Below are 19327 nucleotides of genomic sequence, written 5' to 3'. Positions count from 1 at the left end.
TCTCTGGGTTTGAATTACGTCAGTGTGACAGTCATCAACCGCGCTTTGTTTCAAAGTGGTCAAGACCGGCCTGGGCGCAGTCCATATCCTGTTGGGGGGTACCGGAACTGATTCCGATACCACCCACTACTTCGCCGTCGACGATCACCGGCAGACCACCACCAACAGAGCTGATGCGCCCGCCAACCTCGGTATGAATCCCGAAGGCCAGACTGCCGGGCACGTTCACCTTGTTGTAGTCATGGGTGGCTTTCTTGGCTGCAGCCGCCGTGAAGGCCTTGTCCTGGGCAATGGTCACACTTGTGATCTTGCCGCCGTCCATACGCTCGAAGGCCACCAGGTTGCCGGATTCGTCCACCACCGCGATACACATGGGCACGCCGATTTCGCGAGCCTTTTCCGCGGCGCCCTCGATGAGGATGCGCGCCTCGGCAAGATCCAGTCGTTTGATCGTCAACATAAAGCATTACTCCTTGATTTGATTAACCGTAAACCAGCCCTGGCAGCCAGGTTACGATGCCGGGGATCAGGATACACATGAACAGCCCGAACGCCTGAATCGCCAGGAACACCAGGGAAGACTTGAAGATGGTACCCATGGAGATTTCCGGAGGACAAACGCCGCGGATGTAGAACAACGCGTAACCAAACGGCGGACTCAGGAAAGACATCTGCATGTTCACCAGGTACAGCACACCGAACCAGAGCACCACGTCGTCACCGGCAACCGGCGGGAAGCCGAACAAGCCAGGGAACTCCAGCGCTTTCACGATCGGAATGAAGATGGGCACTGCCAGCAACAGGATACCCACCCAGTCAAGGAACATACCCAGGACCACCAGCAAGACCATCAGCAACAACAGGATCCCGTACGCCGACATACCCGTTCCAAGGATTGCGTCCGTTACAAACTGCTGGCCACCCTGCAGGATGTAGAAGCCGACGAATACCGATGCGCCAAACATGATCCACAGAACCATGGCAGATGCCTTGGCCGTGGTCACCGATGCTTCGCGGAGACCGGCAATCGAGAACTTCTTGTGCATCATCGCAACGATAATGGCACCGAAGGAGCCGATACCAGCAGCTTCAACCGGCGTGGCAATTCCACCGAACAGCAGGCCCAGAACCAGACCAACCAGCGCAAGCGGAGCGATCAGGTTGCCAAGAAGCCTGAGCTTTTCTTTCAGACTGATCCGGTCTTCCACCGGAATGGGCGGGCCCAACTTTGGATTCAGCCAACTGCGAATCAGAACGTAGCTCAGGTAGAGACCGGAAAGCATGAGACCCGGCAACAGAGAACCGAGGTAGAGTTCACCGACGGACTGCTGCGCAACTACCGCGTAGAGAATGGCCAGAATAGAAGGCGGAATGAGGATACCCAGGGTGCCGCCCGCCATGATGGAGCCAATCGCAATCTTGTGATCATAGTGCCTCTTCAACATGGCCGGCAGCGCGATGATGCCCATGGTCACGACCGCGGCACCGATAACACCGACCATCGCCGCAAGAATGGTTGAGGCGACAATCGTTGCCGCAGCGAGACCGCCGCTGAGGCCACCCATCCACTTGTAAACCACACTGAACATTTCTTCGATAAGGCCTGCACGTTCCAGCATGGAGGCCATGAAGATAAACAGAGGAATCGCCGCGATGTCCGGGTTAGACATGAGCGGGAAGATCCGGCCGGGTACGATGTTCAACATCATGGCGTCACCCACCAGATAGATGAACATGACACCAAGGCCACCGGTCACGAAGGCAAGCGGCAGCCCCATCATCAGGGCCACAGCCAGAGATCCAAACATCAGATAGGTCAGCGGCCCGATTTCGACACCGGACAAGCTACCCGAGAGTTTGAAAAGGAATTTCTCATCACTCCATGGGTCGTAAAAGAGAATGTTGATCAGTTCAACACAGATGACAAACGCCAGACCCACGGTGGCGATGATCATTAACCATGTACCCAGTTTACCGGCCATACCGTTGCTGGGCGCTGCAGTTGTTGTACTCATGATGTGCGCTCCTGACCGAGACGGATAAACAGTACGATGTCTTTAAGCAGCTTCGAAAAGCCGGCGAGCAGCAACAGGATTGCGCCCAAGAACATCACGCCTTTCACGGGGTAATACTGGATACCCCAGGTCTCGACAGTGGTCTCTTGCATCATCAGAGAGTCCTGGAAGAAGGTCCAGGATGTAGTAGCCAGAACGGCCGCAAATATGAAGAAGAACATGGAGGTGAAAATATCCATACCCACCCGTCCGCGAACCGGCAGGAAGTTATACACGACGTCTACCCGCACGTGCGCACCGTGCAACAGCGCAAAGGCACCGGCCAGAATGTACTGCATGCCGAAGATCAGGAAGCTGGCCTCATGCACCCAGATCGTTGGCATATTGAAGATGTATCGCATCACCACTTCAAAGAAATAGAAAAATACTGCGTTGATTGTCCAGAACGCAACGAAAAGGCCTGACTTCTCGCACATCCAGTCAACGATTTTCGTAAACCAGTTACCCTCGTACTCAAAGTGAGCAAGAGGATCATCTTCTTCAGACTGCAGCTCGGAAACCGTTTTCTCTGGCTCGGCGTCATCTCCGCCGTGCTTACTGCTCCACTTATCCCAAGCCATCATGAGCAATGGCATTACCGCAAGCCAGCCCCAGTAGAACCAGTGCGGCAAAACAAAGCCAAAGGAACTCAGATCAGACATGTTGTTACCACCCAGATCAAAGATCGAGGAAGGGAGGGTTAATCCTTAGCCGGCTAACCCTGCCTTCCTCGTTTATCGTTTTTTGTTTGAGCTTTAGAACTCAGAAGCCCTTGATGTCTTCCTCGGTAATATAACCAACCGTGTCGTTCATCATGTACTCCAGCTGGATGTCGAGGATGGCTCGTGCGTCCTCGTTCTTATTGGCCCAGTTGAACCAGATGGGAATGGCGGCCTTACGCCAGGTTTCCACATCTTCCTGGCTCAGACGGGTAACGGTGTCACCATCTGCCTTGAACTTTTCCATCGCCTCGATGTTTCGAGCCTGAATAGCAAGGTAGTGCTTCTGGGAGTATATGCGCACCTCGTCCTCAACCAGCTGTTGAAGCTCAGGCGAGATAGAGTTCCAGGCACGCAGGCTGACGGTCAGATCCATAAGGTCTACCGGCTGGTAGATGGACATGACACCGGGAGGTCCGAAGATGATGTAGTCGGTCACCTGGGAGAAGCCCAGTTCGTAGTTAACCGCAGGACCTACGAAGTCTGCCGCATCAATGGTGCCCTTCTCGAGCGCCGGGAAGATATCTGAGCCCGGCAGACTGACGGTAGAAACGCCAAACTGCTGGAAAACCTCGGCAACCATGCCACCCGGAACACGGATCTTCATGCCTTTCAGGTCTTCAAGGCTGTTTACCGGCTGCTTGGAATGGATGATGTTGGCGTCGTGCTGGATTGGGCCAACGTAGAACAGGCCAAATTTCTTATAGATTTCCCGGGTCTTTTCCAGCATGCCCATCGAGTAAAACATGGTGTCCCACTGGTGAGGCTGGTCAGGTCCGGCGGGATAAGATGACAGGAACACGGAGGCAGGAATCTTACCGGCCCAGTACAGAGTGAACGGATTCATACCCTGAAGAACGCCATTACGGACCGCATCGAACAGCGCGTTGTTGTCGGCAGCAACCGCCTTGGCCGGGAAGCACTGGAACTTCAGCTCTCCGCCGGACTTGGCTTCAATACTCTTACACCACTCCTCGAAGAGCGTGTAGCCAACCGTACCCGCGTCCCAGGTGGACTGGATTTTCCACGTAGTAGCAGCTTGGGCCTGACCTGCGCCCATGAGCATTGCGCCTGCCAGAGTGGCGCCCATGGCGATTGTCTTGAGGAAACTTCTGCGAGGTGGGGTCTCGCCAGTGTCACAGCTATTTCGGATGTTATTCTTCGAATTCATCGAAACGTCTCCGTTGGCTTTGTTTTTATCAGCGTCTATGGCAACGCCGGCTCAGGCCGACATTAGAACGATATTCGTAGCCAATCCGGGTTTAGTCCAGTTCGGTGTGCACTGGTCTGACCAGTTTTTGAAGTATTAAAAATGGACGAAATACTCTGAATCGGCCATATTTAATGGGCTCGGACGCACATCAGGTGAGAACGGAAACACCAACAATCAGAAGCATTCACTGGTCAGACCAGAGACCATAAACAGGCCCCAAAATGGCAATCTCCCAGGAAATCTCATACCGGCTGGAACGCCTTATTCTCGACGGCGGGCTGGCTCCGGAGCAGAAGATACCGTCCGAACGCCAGCTGGCGACCCGACTGGGCGTTTCCCGCGCGGTCATTCGGGAAGCCCTGCATGAGCTTCAGGGCCGCGGCGTTATCGAGACCCGCCACGGCAAGGGGTCGTTTGTGGCAAGCATGGTGCCCGGCGCCAGCGAGCTGGGGGAACAGAGTCCGCTGATGCATCTTTTCGAGGGACACCCCCGCACACTTTTCGACCTTCTTGAAGTACGCGAACAACTGGAAGGCCAGGCCGCCTATCTCGCTGCCCTGCGGGCAACCCGGCTCGACCGGCATCGGATCACAAAAGCGTTCCGGACACTTGAGGATACCGACCCGCTTCGCAACGCCCGGCTTGACCATGGTTTCCATCTTGCGATTGTCGAAGCATCCCATAATCCGGTACTGGTGCATGTGCTCAACAGCCTGAAAAACATGATGTTGTTGACTGTTCAGGCCTCGGTTGCCAACCTGAACCCGAGAGAAGAAATGCGGAAGAAAATCGTCCGCCAGCACCGGCAGCTTTATGAGGCCGTCATCGCTGGCAAGCCGGTCAACGCCCAGAAAGTGGCGATGGCCCACGTACGGTTTGTCAGTGAGGCCATGAGAGACATGGAGAAAGACGGAGGCAAACTGATCAGGCTGCCCATTGAACAGGACAAAGCGAACGATCATTTGCGGGCAGAAGCCTGAGCATGGCAAAAAGCTTGCATTGATCAATCATTCGACCACAATGTCAAGCAGCGAACGGCGGTGAAATTCGGTAAAACGCTCCCTATAAGGGATTGATTTCCGCATCCACAGTCCGTAAAACATGCGCCTTTGAATTACAGCCCCAGGAGTCACCCATGGCGGACCAAGCGCCTTTGATCTGCAGGGACATTTACAAGACCTTTGACCAGCTTGAGGTGCTCAAAGGTATTTCACTGGAGACCCGCAAAGGCGACGTGGTTTCCCTCATCGGCAGCTCCGGCTCCGGCAAGAGTACTTTCCTGCGTTGCATCAACCTGCTGGAAACACCCACCTCCGGCGACATTATCGTGCACGGCGACCCAATAAGGTTCACAGACAACCGCAAGGGCGAACGTATTCCGGCCGATAACAAACAGGTTGAACTGATCCGCGCCAAACTTTCCATGGTGTTCCAGAGCTTCAATCTTTGGTCCCACATGACCGTGCTGGAGAACATCATTGAAGCTCCGATCCACGTGCTCAAGGTTCCCAAGAAGGAAGCCATCGAGCGCGCCGAAGCCTATCTGAACAAGGTGGGCATCTACGAGCGCAAGGACTACTATCCGGCCCAGATGTCCGGCGGCCAGCAGCAACGGGCGGCCATTGCCCGGGCACTGGCCATGGAACCTGAAGTCATGCTGTTTGATGAACCCACTTCAGCGCTGGACCCTGAGCTGGTGGGTGAAGTGTTGAAGGTTATGCAAGGCCTGGCTGAGGAAGGCCGAACCATGATCGTGGTCACCCACGAGATGGCATTCGCAAGGGATGTGTCGAGTCAGGTCCTGTTTTTGCATCAGGGCGTGATCGAGGAACAGGGTACCCCCGAGAAAGTGTTTGATCATCCGGATTCGGAACGAATGAAGCAGTTCCTGACTCCCAACTTCTGACACTCGGTGCTATCTTGAACCGGTGAAGAAATAAAATGTTGGAACCAAAAACTTCCATCAAAAATAAAGCCCACAAGGCAAACCACTGGAGAAGTGACACATGAAAAAAATGATTTTTGCAGCAAGCTGCGCCCTCGCCCTGATTGCTGGTGGCGCACAGGCCCAGGATCGGGATCTCCGCATCGCGTTCGATGTGCCTTACGAGCCGTTCGAGTACAAGGACGAAAATGGTGAGCTGACCGGTTTCGAAGTGGAACTGGCTGAAGCGATGTGTGAAGAAATGAACGCCAACTGCGAATTCGTGATCCAGGCATGGGACGGAATGATTCCGGGCCTGCTGGCGCGTAAATTCGATCTGATCATGTCTTCCATGTCCATCACGCCGGAGCGCGCAGAGCGGGTTCTGTTCTCCGAGCCGTACTACAACACCCCGGGTGGCTGGTTCGGCCCTGAGAGCTTCAACACCGACGTCACTGACATGAGTGCGATGGAAGGCAAGACCGTTGGCGTTCAGCGCGGCACCACCATGGACACCTACGTGACTGAAAACATGGGTGGCATTGTCACCATCAAGCGCTACACCACCGCGGACGACATGGTTCTGGACCTTGAGGGCCAGCGCCTGGATGTCGTTTTCGTAGACTATCCGGTGGGCGAGCAGACCGTTCTCACCAAGGAAGGCTTTAAGGAAGTCGGTGAAGCGGTCAAGCTGGGCGAAGGCGTGGGTGTTGCCATGCGCCAGCGCGATACCGAGATTGCAGAAGAAGTGAATGCGGCCCTTCGTACCCTGAAGGAAGATGGTACCTACGACACCATCATGCAGAAGTACTTCGCTTACGACATCAAGATGTAAATCTGCCGAGGGGTGGCCCGTCAGGGCCGTCCCTGCTTACCGGACATTCCCATGCTTGATCTGAAAGGCTATGGCCCGGCCCTGCTGGATGGGGCAATAGTCACCATTGAACTGGCCTTCCTGTCTCTTGCCCTCTCGGTTGCCCTGGGACTGGTTGGAGCGTCTGCCAAACTGTCGCAAAGCCGGGTTGCCAAAGGTATCGCTACTACCTACACAACGCTGATTCGCGGCGTGCCAGACCTGGTCATGATGCTGCTGTTCTACTATGGCGGCCAGGTGGCAGTGAATATGCTCTCGGATTACATCTGGGAAGCTTACGAAATCGACTTTTTCTTTCAGTTCGACCCGTTTATCTCCGGCGTAGTAACAATCGGGCTCATTTTCGGCGCCTACATGACCGAAACCTTCCGCGGCGCTTTCCTGGCGGTTGAAACCGGCCAGATCGAGGCTGCCCGCGCCTACGGCTTTACCCGTTTTCATACCTTTCGCAGAATCATGCTGCCACAAATGATGCGCCATGCCCTGCCCGGCCTGGGCAACAACTGGCAGGTTCTGCTGAAGACCACCGCCCTGGTTTCTATTATCGGCCTGACGGACATGGTTCGTGTGGCGGAAGAAGCTGCCAAGGCGGAGCGCATGCCGTTCCACTTTTTCATTCCGGTGGCGTTTGTTTACCTGGCCCTCACGGCAGGGTCTGAATTGTTTATCAAGTGGCTCGATAAACGAGCCAATGTCGGCGTGGTTCAGGGGAGTTAACGGATGCCTGATTTCATTGCCGAGTGGCTGAACCAGAACGAAATCTTTACCGCCATGACCATTATGGAATACTGGGATGGCGCAGTGACTACCGTGCATCTGGTGTTTCTGTCCCTGGTTATCGGTTTGCTGGTGGCGGTTCCGCTGGCCATCCTCCGGACGGTTCGAAACCCGTTTGTCTCCGGCCCGGTATGGCTTTACACCTATCTGTTCCGCGGCACACCGTTGCTGATCCAGCTTTATATCATCTATTACGGGCTGGCCCAGATTGAGGGCATCCAGGAAACCTTCTGGTGGGAGATTTTCCGCGAGCCTTTCTACCCGGCCCTGCTGGCTTTCACACTGAACACGGCGGCCTACACCACGGAGATTATCCGCGGTGCGATTGTGTCGACGCCCAATGGTGAGATTGAGGCAGCCAAGGCCTATGGCATGAACTGGTTTATGCGGATGCGGCGGATTGTGCTGCCAAGTGCAGCGCGGCGGGCGGTGCAGGCCTACTCCAACGAGGTAATCTTCATGCTGCACGCCAGTGCGATTGCCAGTGTGGTGACCATCGTGGATCTGACCGGGGCGGCTCGTAACATATACTCCCGGTTCTATGCTCCGTTTGATGCGTTTATCTTTGTGGCGTTTTGCTACATGGCGCTGACCTTTATTCTGGTGTTCGCTTTCCGCAAACTCGAAAATCATCTGCTGAAGCATCAGCGGCCTGTAAACGGCTGACCCTGCTGATTCTGACTTGAGTGCCCGGGCAGGCAGGGTATTGCCTCCCGGGAACCGCTACGAGCACATTCATGTGCGCTTGACTGAAGCCATCCATGGCTTCAGACATTCCCGGGAGGCAATACCCTGCCCGCCCCCAGACCTGGTTCGGGGATTCTATGTCGGCAAAACAAGACCTGTTCGGAACGAATTCTGACTGGCTTTCCCACACCCTCGACAGCGCGGAAGCGTCACTTCCCGAAACCAAAACCTTCCTCCCCGATGGTACCCGTATCAGCCGCAAGGCCGTTGGTGTCCTGGACATTGTTCCGCCCGCTGACCGACACAATCCGAATGCCGAAGCCATCATTGTTTCTGCCGGTGTTCACGGGAACGAGACGGCACCCATTGAGGTTCTGAACGGACTGGTTTCCGAGCTGATTGATGGCAGGTGGGAACTGGCCTGCCCGGTTCTGCTGATTCTGGGTAATCCGCCGGCGATGGTGGCTGGAAAACGCTTTCTGGAAGTAAACCTTAACCGACTGTTCGATGGCGCTCATACGCGGAGCGAGTATGAGGGGCTGGCCGAGGCCGCTCGGGCGCAGGAGCTTGAAGAGGCTTGCCGGCAGTTTGCCATGGCTAACCCCCAGGCGCTTTATCACTACGATCTGCACACGGCCATTCGTCCTTCTCACCGTGAGCGTTTTGCGCTGTATCCGTTTGTTGAAGGTCGGACCGTTTCGATAGACCAGTGTGATTTTCTGCTGGAGGCGGAGGTGGAAACGCTTCTGCTGCAGCATAAGGCAGGCACGACATTTTCGTCGTTTTCCTCGTCGCTGCTGAAGGCCGAGAGTTTTACTGTGGAACTGGGTAAGGTTCGGCCGTTTGGTCAGAATGATCTGGGGCGTTTTTCCGGTATACAGGATGCCTTGCGACGGCGGTTCCGGGGGCAACCCTCACCTGTTCCACAGCCACCGTTTGATCACCTGACGGTGTTCGAGGTGGTGCATGAGATTCTGAACACCGGGAAAAACTTCCGGTTCCATATTCCGGACGATGTCGCCAATTTCACCGAGTACCAGCCCGGCACGGTCATCTGGAAGGATGATGAAACCAGCTACCGGGTGGGGCATTCGCCAGAGGCGATTATTTTCCCCAACCCGGATGTTCCTGTGGGGCACCGGGTGGGGTTGATGGTCAGGCCGGGGCGTTTTCAGGTTCCGGCACGCTGACTTTGATCAACTGGGTGCAAACAGCCGGGATAACCAGCAGCGTCAGCATCGTTGAGGCCAGCAGGCCGGAGATGATGGCCCAGGCCATGGGTGGCCAGAGCGTGGAGCTTGAGAACGCCAATGGCAGCAGGCCGGCCACGGTGGTTGCTGTGGTCAGCAGGATCGGGCGGGTGCGCTGCTCTACCGCGTTGCGCATGGCGTCGCGGATGTCTTTTCCTTTCTCCAGTTCCCGATCCATCACGTCCAGCAGAACGATGGCGTTATTCACCACGATTCCCACCAGGGCGATCACGCCGAGCAAAGACTGGAAACCGAAGGGTGAGCCAGACAGCACCAATCCTGGGAAAATACCGACGGTAGCCAGCGGCACCGTCAGAAGAATAATGCCGACCCGGCGGAAGGAGTTGAACTGCAGTAGCAGGAAGAACAGCAGCAACAGCATCCCGATGGGGGCTGCGGTGAGCAATGCGGTATTGGCTTCACCGGAGCCTTCGGCATCACCGCCCATGGCCATGCGGGTACCCGGTGGTAACGGGTTTTTCGCAAGCCCTGCGTAAAGCCCATCCAGAGCCTGGCTGAAACTGTAGCCGGTTTCCAGGTTTGCCGTGACGGTGTTCATCCGAACGCCATCACGCAGGTATCGGGCCGCCGGTTCCCAGGTGGTATCCACTGTAGCCACTGCTGAAAGTGGGACGGCGTCGCCCCGGTCGTTGTAGATATTCACTGACAGCAACCGCGACAGCGACAGGGCCGTGCCCTCGCGGGAACGCAGCACCAGGGGAATGGGATCCTCTTCCTGGCGATAGCGCTCAGCCACCACACCAAAGCTCTGGCCATAGAGGCTCTGGGCCACATCGGCACGGGTAAGGCCATAGCGGGCCGCCGTGGCATCGTCGACGTTGATCGCAATGCTGGGCACGCCAATATCGAGATCATGGCGGACATCAACGGTGCCCTCAACGCCCCGCAGGATGCTGAAAATCTGTTCCACCGCTTCGATACGTGTGCCATCGTTGGCGTGATAGACACGGATTTCCACCGGTGCAGCCCTTGGTGGCCCCTGCCCGAGGATACCGACGGTCACATCCAGTTCCGGCATCTGGTCTTTCACGTGTGCGCGAATCCAGCGGATCATGCCGGTGGTGTCTTCCAGTGTGGGCGTGGTAACCACCAGCCGTGCCCGGTTCGGTGCCTGGGGGGCGCGCTGCAGGTTGTAATAAAATGAAGGTCCGGTGAAGCCTACGAACCGGTGAACCTCCAGGGCATCCGGCTGAGAACGGATGATTCGCTCCAGACTTTCCGTGGCCTCTGCCGTGCGAGCCTGGTCGGTGCCTTCGGGCATGTAGACTTCGACAATCACCCTCGGGCGATCAGCATTCGGAAAGAACTGCTGGGCCATGAAGGGGGTCATCGCGAGGCTGATGACCACAAGTATGGCGCCGGCGGTAATCAGCCGTCCGGGGTAACGGGACACCAGGCCACCCAGGAAGCGGGCTACGCCGATCAATCGGTCCTGGCCGGCCTTGCGGCGGGGTTTCAGGAACCTGGCCGCCAGCAGGGGAACGGCCGAGATAGCGAGCAGGTAGCTGACGGACAGCGTCAGCATGATCATCACCGGCACGCCACGGGTGAAATCCGCTGCGCCGCCCTTGGCCAGGAGCAGGGGCGCAAAAGCTGCCAGCGTGGTTCCCGTTGAGGCACCCAGCGGGCCGGCCAGCTCGCTGACGGCCTGGCGCAGGGCATCCAGCCGGCGCATGCCTTCATCCAGATGACCCTGGATGTTTTCAACAATTACGATGGCGTTGTCGATCAGGATGCCCAATGAGATCACCATGCCGATGACGGCAATCTGATGCAGTACGCCCCCGCCGAGGTCATAGAGCCCGACACTGATCAGGGCAACCATGGGCAGAATGGACGCGACCAGCAGCCCCATACGAATGCCCATGCCGGTAAAGACTACCGCCACGATGATCAGCACTGAAAGCACCAGGCTCCAGGCCAGGTTATCGAGCCGTTCCTGCACCTTGTCCGGCTGGAAGAACATCTCCCGGATTTCATAAGGCTCAAAGTCTCCGCGAATCTGCTCCATGCGCTCGCGCACCCGCTCGCCGAAACGGATCGCATCGGTGGTGCCCTCTTCCATAATGATGGAGACCAGCACCACCCGCTCGCCGTCGTACCAGGTTTCCGGCTGTCTGGGTTCTACGGGGCCGCGCCAGACATCCGCCGCCGCGGCCAAGGGCACCTGGGAGCCATCCGGAAGTTCAATGGGCGTGGCGCGGATGGCGTCAATATCGGCAAACTCGCTATTGGGAAGGACCGACAGGCGGCGGCCATTGACCACGACGAAGCCGCCGGGAATGGTCTGGTTTCTCCGCGCCAGAGTGTCCAGCACCCGCGCAGGGGAGATACCAAGCCGGAAGAGCGCGGCATCGTCCAGGGCCAGGGTAATCTGTTCGTCGGCATCGCCTTCCAGCTCAATCCGGGAAACCCCCGGCAAATCCGAGAGGTTCTGCTTCAGCCGTTCAGCGACATCGGACAATTCCGTGACCGACGGCGAGCCACCCACGGCCATGACAATGGCCGGAATATCAATCAGGCGATCATCGAGCACCATCCGGCCCACATCGTCCGGGAAGTCCTGCTTGGCCCGCTCCATGGCCTGTCGCACACGGTCCCAGGCGGGATCGGTGTCGTAGATGTCGTCATTCAGGCGCAGGCGCACGATGGCAACGCCGGTGCGGGCGGTGGACTGGGTATAATCCACCTCCTCCACCTGCCGAAGTTCATCCACCAGGGGCCGGAGTACGAGCCTTTCAACGGCCTCGGCGCTGGCGCCCGGATAGTTGATGCTGATCAGGCCGGCCCGGTAGGGAAACGACGGGTCTTCCTGGCGCGGCATGGTGCTGTAGGCGGCGATACCCAGCAGGCAGAGCATGGTAACCACCATGCCCAGCAGGCGCTGGCAGTTCAGAAGCCGACGGGTCATCAGCGCACCTCCACGGCATCACCGTCCACCAGCCGTGTCATGCCGGCGTAAACCACTTGGTCACCGGGGGACAGATCGCCGGAGATAACCACCACCCGCTCGCCAATGACCCGGTCGACTTCTACCGCAACACGGGAGGCCACATTATCCCGGACCCGGAACACGGTGACTCCCTCAGCGTTGCGGATCACCGACAGCAAGGGCACCGTGAGCGCCGACTCCCGAACCGGCGTAATACCAACCTCGACTGGCTCGCCAGGCTCCAGCGTATTAACCGGCAGACTCACCAGAACCGGATGCAGCTCGCCGCGAATGGCACTGGCCTGGGCAATCTCGACCACCGAACCGGATTGCGGCGGCTGACTGCGATCCTGCACGGACCACACGGGCAACGTCTGCTCAAGCGCCACATGATCCAGCAGATACGCCGGCACGCGCACCTCTACCTCACGACCCTCGGGTGAGGAAAGCCGCATCACCGGCTGACCGGCCGCCACGAATTCGTCCCGCTCGACCAGCAGGGCTTCCACCCGCCCGGAAAAGGGCGCCCGAAGCGTACTCTCTTCGAGCAGCTGGGCTGCCTCCGCCAGGGACGCCCGCGCCGTTGCTACGCTGGCTTCCAGGGAATCCCGCCGAGCTGCAAGCTGCTCCAGCGTCTGCTCGGACACCACACCGCGCTCGTGCAATCGGCTGGAGCGCTCCCACTCCCGCTGAGCCTGCTGATACTGGGTTCTCAACTCTTCCAGCCGGGCCCTGGCAGAATCCCGGGCCGGCTCCAGGCCGGGATTGTAGACCCGGGCAAGCAGATCACCGGCCTGCACCTTCTGCCCGAGCTCCACCGCCTGCTCCTTGAGGGTGCCACTGACCTGGAATGTCAGTGTCGCTCGCTGGGTAGCACGAACAATTCCGGAAAACCGCAGCGGCATATCCTGGCTCTCGCCGCCGGCAACTTCAGACACACGCACTGAAACCTTCTGCTGCCCGGACTCCTGGGCTACGTCACTGGCTTTGCAGCCCGACAGAAACAGTGAAAAAACCGCAAGAGAAACGATGGCAACGGGGATTCGAAGTGGTGTCATGACTCTTCCTTTCATCCTTGCTTGTGTAGTTGGCGGGGTCCTGTCCCTGGAGAAACCCGATGGTTGATTTAGACATCATGTCATTCTTTGACATTTTGTCAATAATCGGGTTTGATTCGATTTCAGGTATCCTATGCGTGCTGTTGCCAACTAACCGGATGATTGAATGAGCGAACCGCTGAAAACCCGTCGCGAGCGTGAGAAACAGGCCCGTTACGACACTATTCTGGACGCCGCCGAACTGGTGTTCTCGGAAAAGGGCTACGAACGCACGTCCATGGACGACATCGCCCGTACCGCCAGCCTCAGCCGGGCCCTGCTGTACGTGTACTTCAAGGACAAGGCTGCGATACAAAGGGGCATTATGCTCAGGGCGGGCCATAGCCTGTTCCGTCGATTTGAAGAGGCAAGACAGACCGCGGATAACGGCCTGGGCCAGATCCGGGCGATGGGAGAATCCTACTATCGCTTCTATCTTGAGGAACCGGATTACTTCTCGGCGCTTACCAAGGCATCTACCGCCATGGCCGAGGCAGACGAAAGCCAGGCAGAGGAAATGTTGTGCTCCAAATCAGACCTGATGGAGCTGATGGTAGGAGCCATCGAACTGGGCCTCCGGGACGGCACCATGAACCGCGACCGGATTAACGACCCCGTTCAGACCGCACTGTACCTGCGCGGGGCCCTGCACGGGGTGATCCTGCTCTGTCAGTCGGAAATGGGCGAGGGTAACCCGGAATTTCCTGCCGGGCAGCTGATCCGGCATACCATGGATATGCTGACGTCGTCGATTTCCGCCTGACAGGCCGGCAGGCCGCTAGAGCTGAAAATCGTAGATCGAGCCGAGCCCCATGATCCCGGTGAGTTCATCCAGGGCTTTGCGAACCTCTTCCAGCAACATCGGATCGCCAAGCTCGTTCTGGCTGAGTTCATCCCGGTAATGGGCTTCCACCCAGGTGGTCAGGCGTTCATAGAGTTCATCGGTGAGCAGCACACCCCGGTTGATGGCCTTCAGCTCATCGTCGTTGAGCACCACCCTCAACCGCAGACAGGCCGGGCCACCGCCATTGCGCATGGACTGCTTGACGTCGAACACTTCCACCGCTGTGATCGGCCCGCCAGACTTCACGAGGCCATCCAGATAACGGCTGACGGAAGCCACTTCACGGCACTCGCCGGGCACCGCCAGCAGCATGCCGTCCGGTGTATTCAGTAGTTGGCTGTTGAACAGGTAGGAGGCCACCGCATCTTCCAGCGGCACATCGGCACTGCTGACCCGGACCGCTTCCAGCTCCGCACCGGTGAGTCGCTCCCTGATGTCCGCCAGCACCTGCGCTTCGTTGAGAAACGCCATTTCATGGTAGAAAAGGGTATTACCGTTGCCCACCGCTATCACGTCGTTGTGGAAAACGCCGCCATCAATGGCGTCCGGATTCTGTTGGGCAAACACCGCATTCTGGTCCCTGAGACCATGCAGCCGTGCCACTGCCTGGGATGCCTCAAGCGTCTGTCGTGCCGGGTATCTCTTCGGAGCCGGAGCCTGCTCATTGAATGCCATCTGGCCATACACAAACAGTTCCACGCCTGGCTCACCATAACCAGCACACAACCGGGTGTGGTTGGCCGCGCCCTCATCGCCAAAGTGGCTCACTGATGGCAGCGCCGGATGGTGCGCAAAATAGCTCTCGTCGGCAAAAATAGATCTCAGAGCCCGTCCGGTCACCGCGTGTTCTATGGAACGGTGGAACTTGGCGCTCAGGTTGGCCGGGGTGAAATGCACACGGTGGTCAGAGGTGTCGGCACTGGGCGATACCGTGGCCGCATTGGCCGTCCACATCGGCGAAGCAGAAGAAACCGCTGCCAGTATCGACGGACTGGATTTGGCCGCCTGCTCCAGAACACGAGCATCCGTACCTTCGAACCCCAGGGCCCGAAGTGTTGGAATATGCGGCCGCTCATGGGGAGGCAGGACGCCCTGCACATAGCCCCGGTCCGCAAGGCGCTTCATTTTGGCCAGGCCCTGCAGTGCCGCCTCTTTCGGATTCGAGACGGAACTGACATTGGATTTGGAGGCTACATTACCCCAGGACAGTCCCGCGTAATTGTGGGTGGGACCAACCAGACCATCGAAGTTTGCTTCTACCGCGTGTTTTACCATGGCACTGGGTTCCGTTAATCGAAATTGAGACCGGGTGCCAGAGACTCTGGCATTTCACTCTTGCCGGCCTCCAGAGAAGCCATGGGCCAGGCACAGTAGTCGGCAGCGTAGTAGGCGCTCGGGCGATGATTGCCACTGGCACCAACACCGCCGAAGGGTGCCGCGCTGCTGGCGCCGGTCAGAGGCCGGTTCCAGTTCACGATACCGGCGCGCACTTCTTCCACCAGCCGCTCGTAGAGTTTCCGGTCGTCCGTCAGGATGCCTGCTGACAGCCCGTAGTGGGTATCGTTGGCCAGCGCCAGTGCATCATCAAAGCTCTTGTAGCGATACACCTTTAGCAAGGGACCAAAGAACTCCTCGTCGGTCACATCCAGACCTGTGGCATCCACGATACCCGGTGACAGCAGGCCGGTTCCCGACTTCAGGGACTTCATCTCCAGCAGGGATCTACCGCCCTTTTCAAGCAGGCTGGCCTGGGCCGCCAGAAGTTTTTCGGCGGCTTCCGCGGAAATCACAGAGCCCATGAACGGCTGTGGATCGGCATCGAACTCACCGACCTTGATGCGGGCGGAGACTTCCACCAGACGGTCGAGGAAGGCGTCGCCTTTCTTGCCCTTGGGTACCAGCAGTCGACGTGCACAGGTACAGCGCTGGCCGGCCGACAGGAAGGCCGACTGCAGGGCATGATGCACTGCACCATCCACATCAGCCACGTCCTGAACGATCAGCGGATTGTTACCGCCCATCTCCAGGGCCAGGATTTTCTCCGGCTGGCCACCAAACTGTTTGTGCAACAGATGACCCACGGTGGAACTGCCGGTAAAGAACAGGCCGTCAATTAACGGGTGGCCGGCCAGGGATTTGCCCGTGGCTGAGGCGCCCTGAACGAGGTTGATCACTCCATCGGGAATGCCGGCCTTCTCCCAGAGTTTTACCGTCAGCTCGGCGACCCCCGGGGTCAGCTCGCTGGGTTTGAACACCACGGTGTTACCGGCCAGCAAAGCCGGCACTATGTGGCCATTCGGCAAATGCCCCGGGAAATTGTAGGGGCCGAACACCGCCACCACGCCATGGGGCCGATGCCTCAGCACGGCATGGCCGCCGGCAACATCGGATTCGGACGTCCCGGTACGGTCGTTGTAGGCTTTCACGGAAATACCGATCTTGCCGATCATCGCCGCCACTTCCGTGCGGGATTCCCACAGGGGTTTGCCGGTCTCCAGGCCAATCTGGTGTGCCAGTTCTTCCTTATGAGCTTCAAGCAGCTCACCAAAGGCTTCAACAACAGCCTGACGCTCGGCAAAGCTTTTACGCTGCCACTTCAGAAACGCGTTTCTAGCCTCACGAACGGCCGCATCCACATCTTCCAGATTGGCGCTTTCACCATCCCAGAGTGTTTCACCGGTCACCGGCTGGACAGACTCGAATACCGGCCCATGGCCCGGTAGCCAGAGCCCGTCGATAAACAGTTCACCCGTCAGCTTTGCCATTTTGATGCACCTCCCGGTACTGAGCTTATATAACTATGTTTGGTCAGCAACGCCGAATCTTTCAAGGGGGCCAGACGAACCGGATCGCCAGATTCAATCTGCAATGCTTCGGCCACTTCAGGTGGCAGGCTGACGGTATCAGGTCCGATGCAATCTATCGGCACGGTAGTTACCCGGAAATCCCGGAATGAGCGGTTCGAAACCATTACCCGCTCACCGGAGGGCACGTCCAGGTTGACCGGTTTGCGAGTTATCATGGCGTGCCGGTTCATGCCTTCCCGGACCGTCCGGACATTGTGAACGAAAGCTTCAACCACGGGCCCGCCATCAAAGATGTCTACCAGTCCGTTGAAGTTGAACCCCTCGGACTGAAGCATCCGAAGCGCCGGAGCGGTGTTGTCATGGACCCGGCCGATCACGGCACGGGCGGAATCCGGCAACATGGACAGGTATATCGGATACTTGGGCATCAACTCGGCGATAAACGACTTGTTGCCCAGCCCCGAGAGCATGTCCGCCTCGCTGAACTCCATGTCGAAGAACTTGGTTCCCAGGGCGTCCCACAGAGGGCTCCGGCCCTTGGCATCCGACACGCCGCGCATTTCCGCGAAGATTTTTTCAGAAAAGTGTTTCCGGAATTCATCCAGGTACATGAACCGGCAGCGGGAAAGCAGCAGGCCGCTGCCTCCGCCCTTGTACTCATCGGAGAGAAGCAAGGAGCAGATTTCGCTGGTATCGGTCATGTCATTGGACAGATGTAGCGTTGGGGTCCGCACGTGAACACCCAGCTCTTTGGAGGCATTGACGGTAACGCTCAGGCGGTAATTGTAGAACACTTCATCCAGACCAACGCGAGCCTGGATACCGCTGATTCCGACCGTTTTCTTGCGCTCGGTATCCTCCAGAGCGAAGAGATAGAGCCCAGCTTCCGGCGCAATGCGTTGGTTAAAGGTCTCCCGGGCGTGGTTGATCTTCTTCTGCAGAAGCTCCCGGTCCGCAGGCAGAGTGGTCAGCCCCTTCCCGGCGCTTTGGGCCATGGCATACAGGTCGTCCAGATCGTTTTCCTGCAACGGGCGAATTACCAGCATGGTGTCGCCTCCGTGATCCCGGCGGGTTGATACTTTACTGCTTCCTCGGTTCCCGAATCTGTCATAGCGGCGCGATCCTCACCCGGTCACCCGCGGTCCGGTTCAGCGTATTCCAGGTCGAGACCGGCACCTTGAGTTTGTCGTCCAGTGTTTCGGCGACCGGTGTCAGGGTGCAGCGAAACTGTTCACCCTCGCCGGCAGCAATCAGACAGGTTTCGCCGGTATCCTCGTTGGTCCCATGAAGTTCCTTCGGGTGACTGGTCACAAGGGTTTTCAGGCTGTCGGTACGAGCTTCAAGGACCGGACCGGCATCAAAAATGTCCAGATAGCTTCCCGGCTGGAACCCTTCCCGCTGGAGCAGCTCAAAGTTAGGCACGGTAATCTGGTGCGGCTGCCCCATCGCCTTCTGGGCCGCTTCACTCAGCAGCGTCACATAAATGGGATTGGGGGGCATGAGCTCGGCAATGAAGGTTTTGCTGAGCTGGCCGGAGTACTGGTCCGCCGTTTCAAAATCCATATCAAAGAAATGCCGGCCAAGGCTGTCCCAAAAGGGCACGCTCCCGTCTTCCACCTGAACACCCTGGATTTCCACGGCCATACGCTGGGTAAACCATTCCCGGTGATCGGCGATAAACAGAATCCGGGCCCGCGACAGCAACTCGAACGCATCCGTGCCCTGCAGCTCCGGGCGGATCGAGAAAGAACAGAGCAGCGATACATCGGTCAGCGAGTGGGAGGGGTACAACACCTCCACACGGCGCGACACTCCCAGTTCATGGGAGGCATGGATCAGGGCATCCCGCCGGTAACTGTAAAAAGGCTGGCCATTGCCCGCATGGGCATCGATACCGGCCGTGCCGGCAATGTCTCCGGTCTCGGTGTCTTCGAGCACGAACAAGAACCTGGGAGGATCATCCTCTGCGCTGATCCGGCCGGCAAAAGACGCCAGGGACTGCTCGATCTTGTAGGCCAGGGCGTCGCCCTGTTTGGGCAGGGTGGAAGAAAGACGGGCACTCTGGGTGCCCGCGATGGCGAGAATCTGGTCCAGATCATCCGGCTCAGCCGGACGTACCAGCCACATA

At 57.9% G+C, this 19327-nt stretch carries 17 protein-coding genes; 7 read left to right on the top strand and 10 right to left on the bottom strand.

Annotated features, from left to right (window positions below):
• Positions 1–34: 34 nt before the first annotated feature.
• From ACWJ62_RS00285 to dctP, 4 genes are all read right to left on the bottom strand, one after another.
• Positions 35–460: a GlcG/HbpS family heme-binding protein gene (locus tag ACWJ62_RS00285; protein ID WP_008169282.1), complete on the bottom strand. Its 426-nt coding sequence runs from the start codon at positions 458–460 to the stop codon at positions 35–37.
• Positions 461–482: 22 nt separating this feature from the next.
• Positions 483–2015, bottom strand: a complete 1533-nt coding sequence (locus ACWJ62_RS00280; protein WP_449284397.1) for a TRAP transporter large permease — start codon at positions 2013–2015, stop codon at positions 483–485.
• Positions 2012–2716: a TRAP transporter small permease subunit gene (locus ACWJ62_RS00275; RefSeq protein ID WP_449284396.1), complete on the bottom strand. Its 705-nt coding sequence runs from the start codon at positions 2714–2716 to the stop codon at positions 2012–2014. The genes ACWJ62_RS00280 and ACWJ62_RS00275 overlap by 4 nt, the downstream gene beginning before the upstream one ends.
• Before the next feature lie 100 nt (positions 2717–2816).
• The gene (dctP, locus tag ACWJ62_RS00270) at positions 2817–3863 is read right to left on the bottom strand and encodes a TRAP transporter substrate-binding protein DctP (protein ID WP_449285328.1); all 1047 of its coding nucleotides are present in this window, start codon (positions 3861–3863) and stop codon (positions 2817–2819) included.
• Positions 3864–4207: 344 nt separating this feature from the next.
• Here dctP and ACWJ62_RS00265 point away from each other — a divergent pair, with 344 nt between their 5' ends.
• The 6 genes from ACWJ62_RS00265 (at position 4208) to astE (ending at position 9438) form a co-directional block, all read left to right on the top strand.
• Entirely contained in the window at positions 4208–4966 is a 759-nt protein-coding gene (locus ACWJ62_RS00265) for an FCD domain-containing protein (RefSeq protein ID WP_449284395.1), read from the top strand.
• A 155-nt stretch (positions 4967–5121) separates the two neighbouring features.
• The gene (locus ACWJ62_RS00260; RefSeq protein ID WP_449284394.1) at positions 5122–5892 is read left to right on the top strand and encodes an ABC transporter ATP-binding protein; all 771 of its coding nucleotides are present in this window, start codon (positions 5122–5124) and stop codon (positions 5890–5892) included.
• Positions 5893–5992: 100 nt separating this feature from the next.
• Complete coding sequence (locus ACWJ62_RS00255) at positions 5993–6745, top strand: transporter substrate-binding domain-containing protein (RefSeq protein ID WP_449284393.1); 753 nt, start codon at positions 5993–5995, stop codon at positions 6743–6745.
• A gap of 51 nt (positions 6746–6796) precedes the next feature.
• Positions 6797–7501: an ABC transporter permease gene (locus ACWJ62_RS00250; protein ID WP_148608940.1), complete on the top strand. Its 705-nt coding sequence runs from the start codon at positions 6797–6799 to the stop codon at positions 7499–7501.
• 3 nt (positions 7502–7504) lie between these two features.
• Positions 7505–8227, top strand: a complete 723-nt coding sequence (locus ACWJ62_RS00245) for an ABC transporter permease (RefSeq protein ID WP_449284392.1) — start codon at positions 7505–7507, stop codon at positions 8225–8227.
• 158 nt (positions 8228–8385) lie between these two features.
• Positions 8386–9438, top strand: a complete 1053-nt coding sequence (gene astE / locus ACWJ62_RS00240) for a succinylglutamate desuccinylase (protein WP_449284391.1) — start codon at positions 8386–8388, stop codon at positions 9436–9438.
• On the opposite strand, the gene ACWJ62_RS00235 is transcribed toward astE, so the two are convergent.
• Complete coding sequence (locus ACWJ62_RS00235) at positions 9404–12430, bottom strand: efflux RND transporter permease subunit (RefSeq protein ID WP_449284390.1); 3027 nt, start codon at positions 12428–12430, stop codon at positions 9404–9406. The two genes, astE and ACWJ62_RS00235, sit on opposite strands and share 35 nt — an antisense overlap.
• A complete protein-coding gene (locus tag ACWJ62_RS00230; RefSeq protein ID WP_449284389.1) occupies positions 12430–13509 on the bottom strand; it encodes an efflux RND transporter periplasmic adaptor subunit in 1080 nt (359 codons plus the stop codon). Before ACWJ62_RS00230 ends, ACWJ62_RS00235 begins: the two co-directional genes overlap by 1 nt.
• A gap of 166 nt (positions 13510–13675) precedes the next feature.
• On the opposite strand from ACWJ62_RS00230, the gene ACWJ62_RS00225 reads away from it, so the two are divergent.
• A complete protein-coding gene (locus ACWJ62_RS00225) occupies positions 13676–14311 on the top strand; it encodes a TetR/AcrR family transcriptional regulator (RefSeq protein ID WP_449284388.1) in 636 nt (211 codons plus the stop codon).
• Between the two features lie 15 nt (positions 14312–14326).
• On the opposite strand, the gene astB is transcribed toward ACWJ62_RS00225, so the two are convergent.
• The 4 genes from astB to ACWJ62_RS00205 all read right to left on the bottom strand — a co-directional run bounded on the left by astB (position 14327) and on the right by ACWJ62_RS00205 (position 19326).
• Positions 14327–15667 carry an N-succinylarginine dihydrolase gene (gene astB / locus ACWJ62_RS00220; RefSeq protein ID WP_449284387.1) on the bottom strand — a complete coding sequence of 447 codons (1341 nt, stop codon included), beginning with the start codon at positions 15665–15667 and terminating at the stop codon, positions 14327–14329.
• Between the two features lie 14 nt (positions 15668–15681).
• Positions 15682–17157, bottom strand: coding sequence for a succinylglutamate-semialdehyde dehydrogenase (astD, locus tag ACWJ62_RS00215; protein ID WP_449284386.1), 1476 nt, complete (start codon positions 17155–17157; stop codon positions 15682–15684).
• Positions 17145–18245, bottom strand: a complete 1101-nt coding sequence (gene astA, locus ACWJ62_RS00210) for an arginine N-succinyltransferase (protein ID WP_449284385.1) — start codon at positions 18243–18245, stop codon at positions 17145–17147. Before astA ends, astD begins: the two co-directional genes overlap by 13 nt.
• A gap of 61 nt (positions 18246–18306) precedes the next feature.
• Complete coding sequence (locus tag ACWJ62_RS00205; protein WP_449284384.1) at positions 18307–19326, bottom strand: arginine N-succinyltransferase; 1020 nt, start codon at positions 19324–19326, stop codon at positions 18307–18309.
• Position 19327 lies beyond the last annotated feature (1 nt).

The organism is Marinobacter sp. PE14, assembly GCF_053566155.1.
The sequence above is the reverse complement of the archived record's forward strand: the minus strand, read 5'-3'. Positions and strand labels throughout refer to the sequence as shown.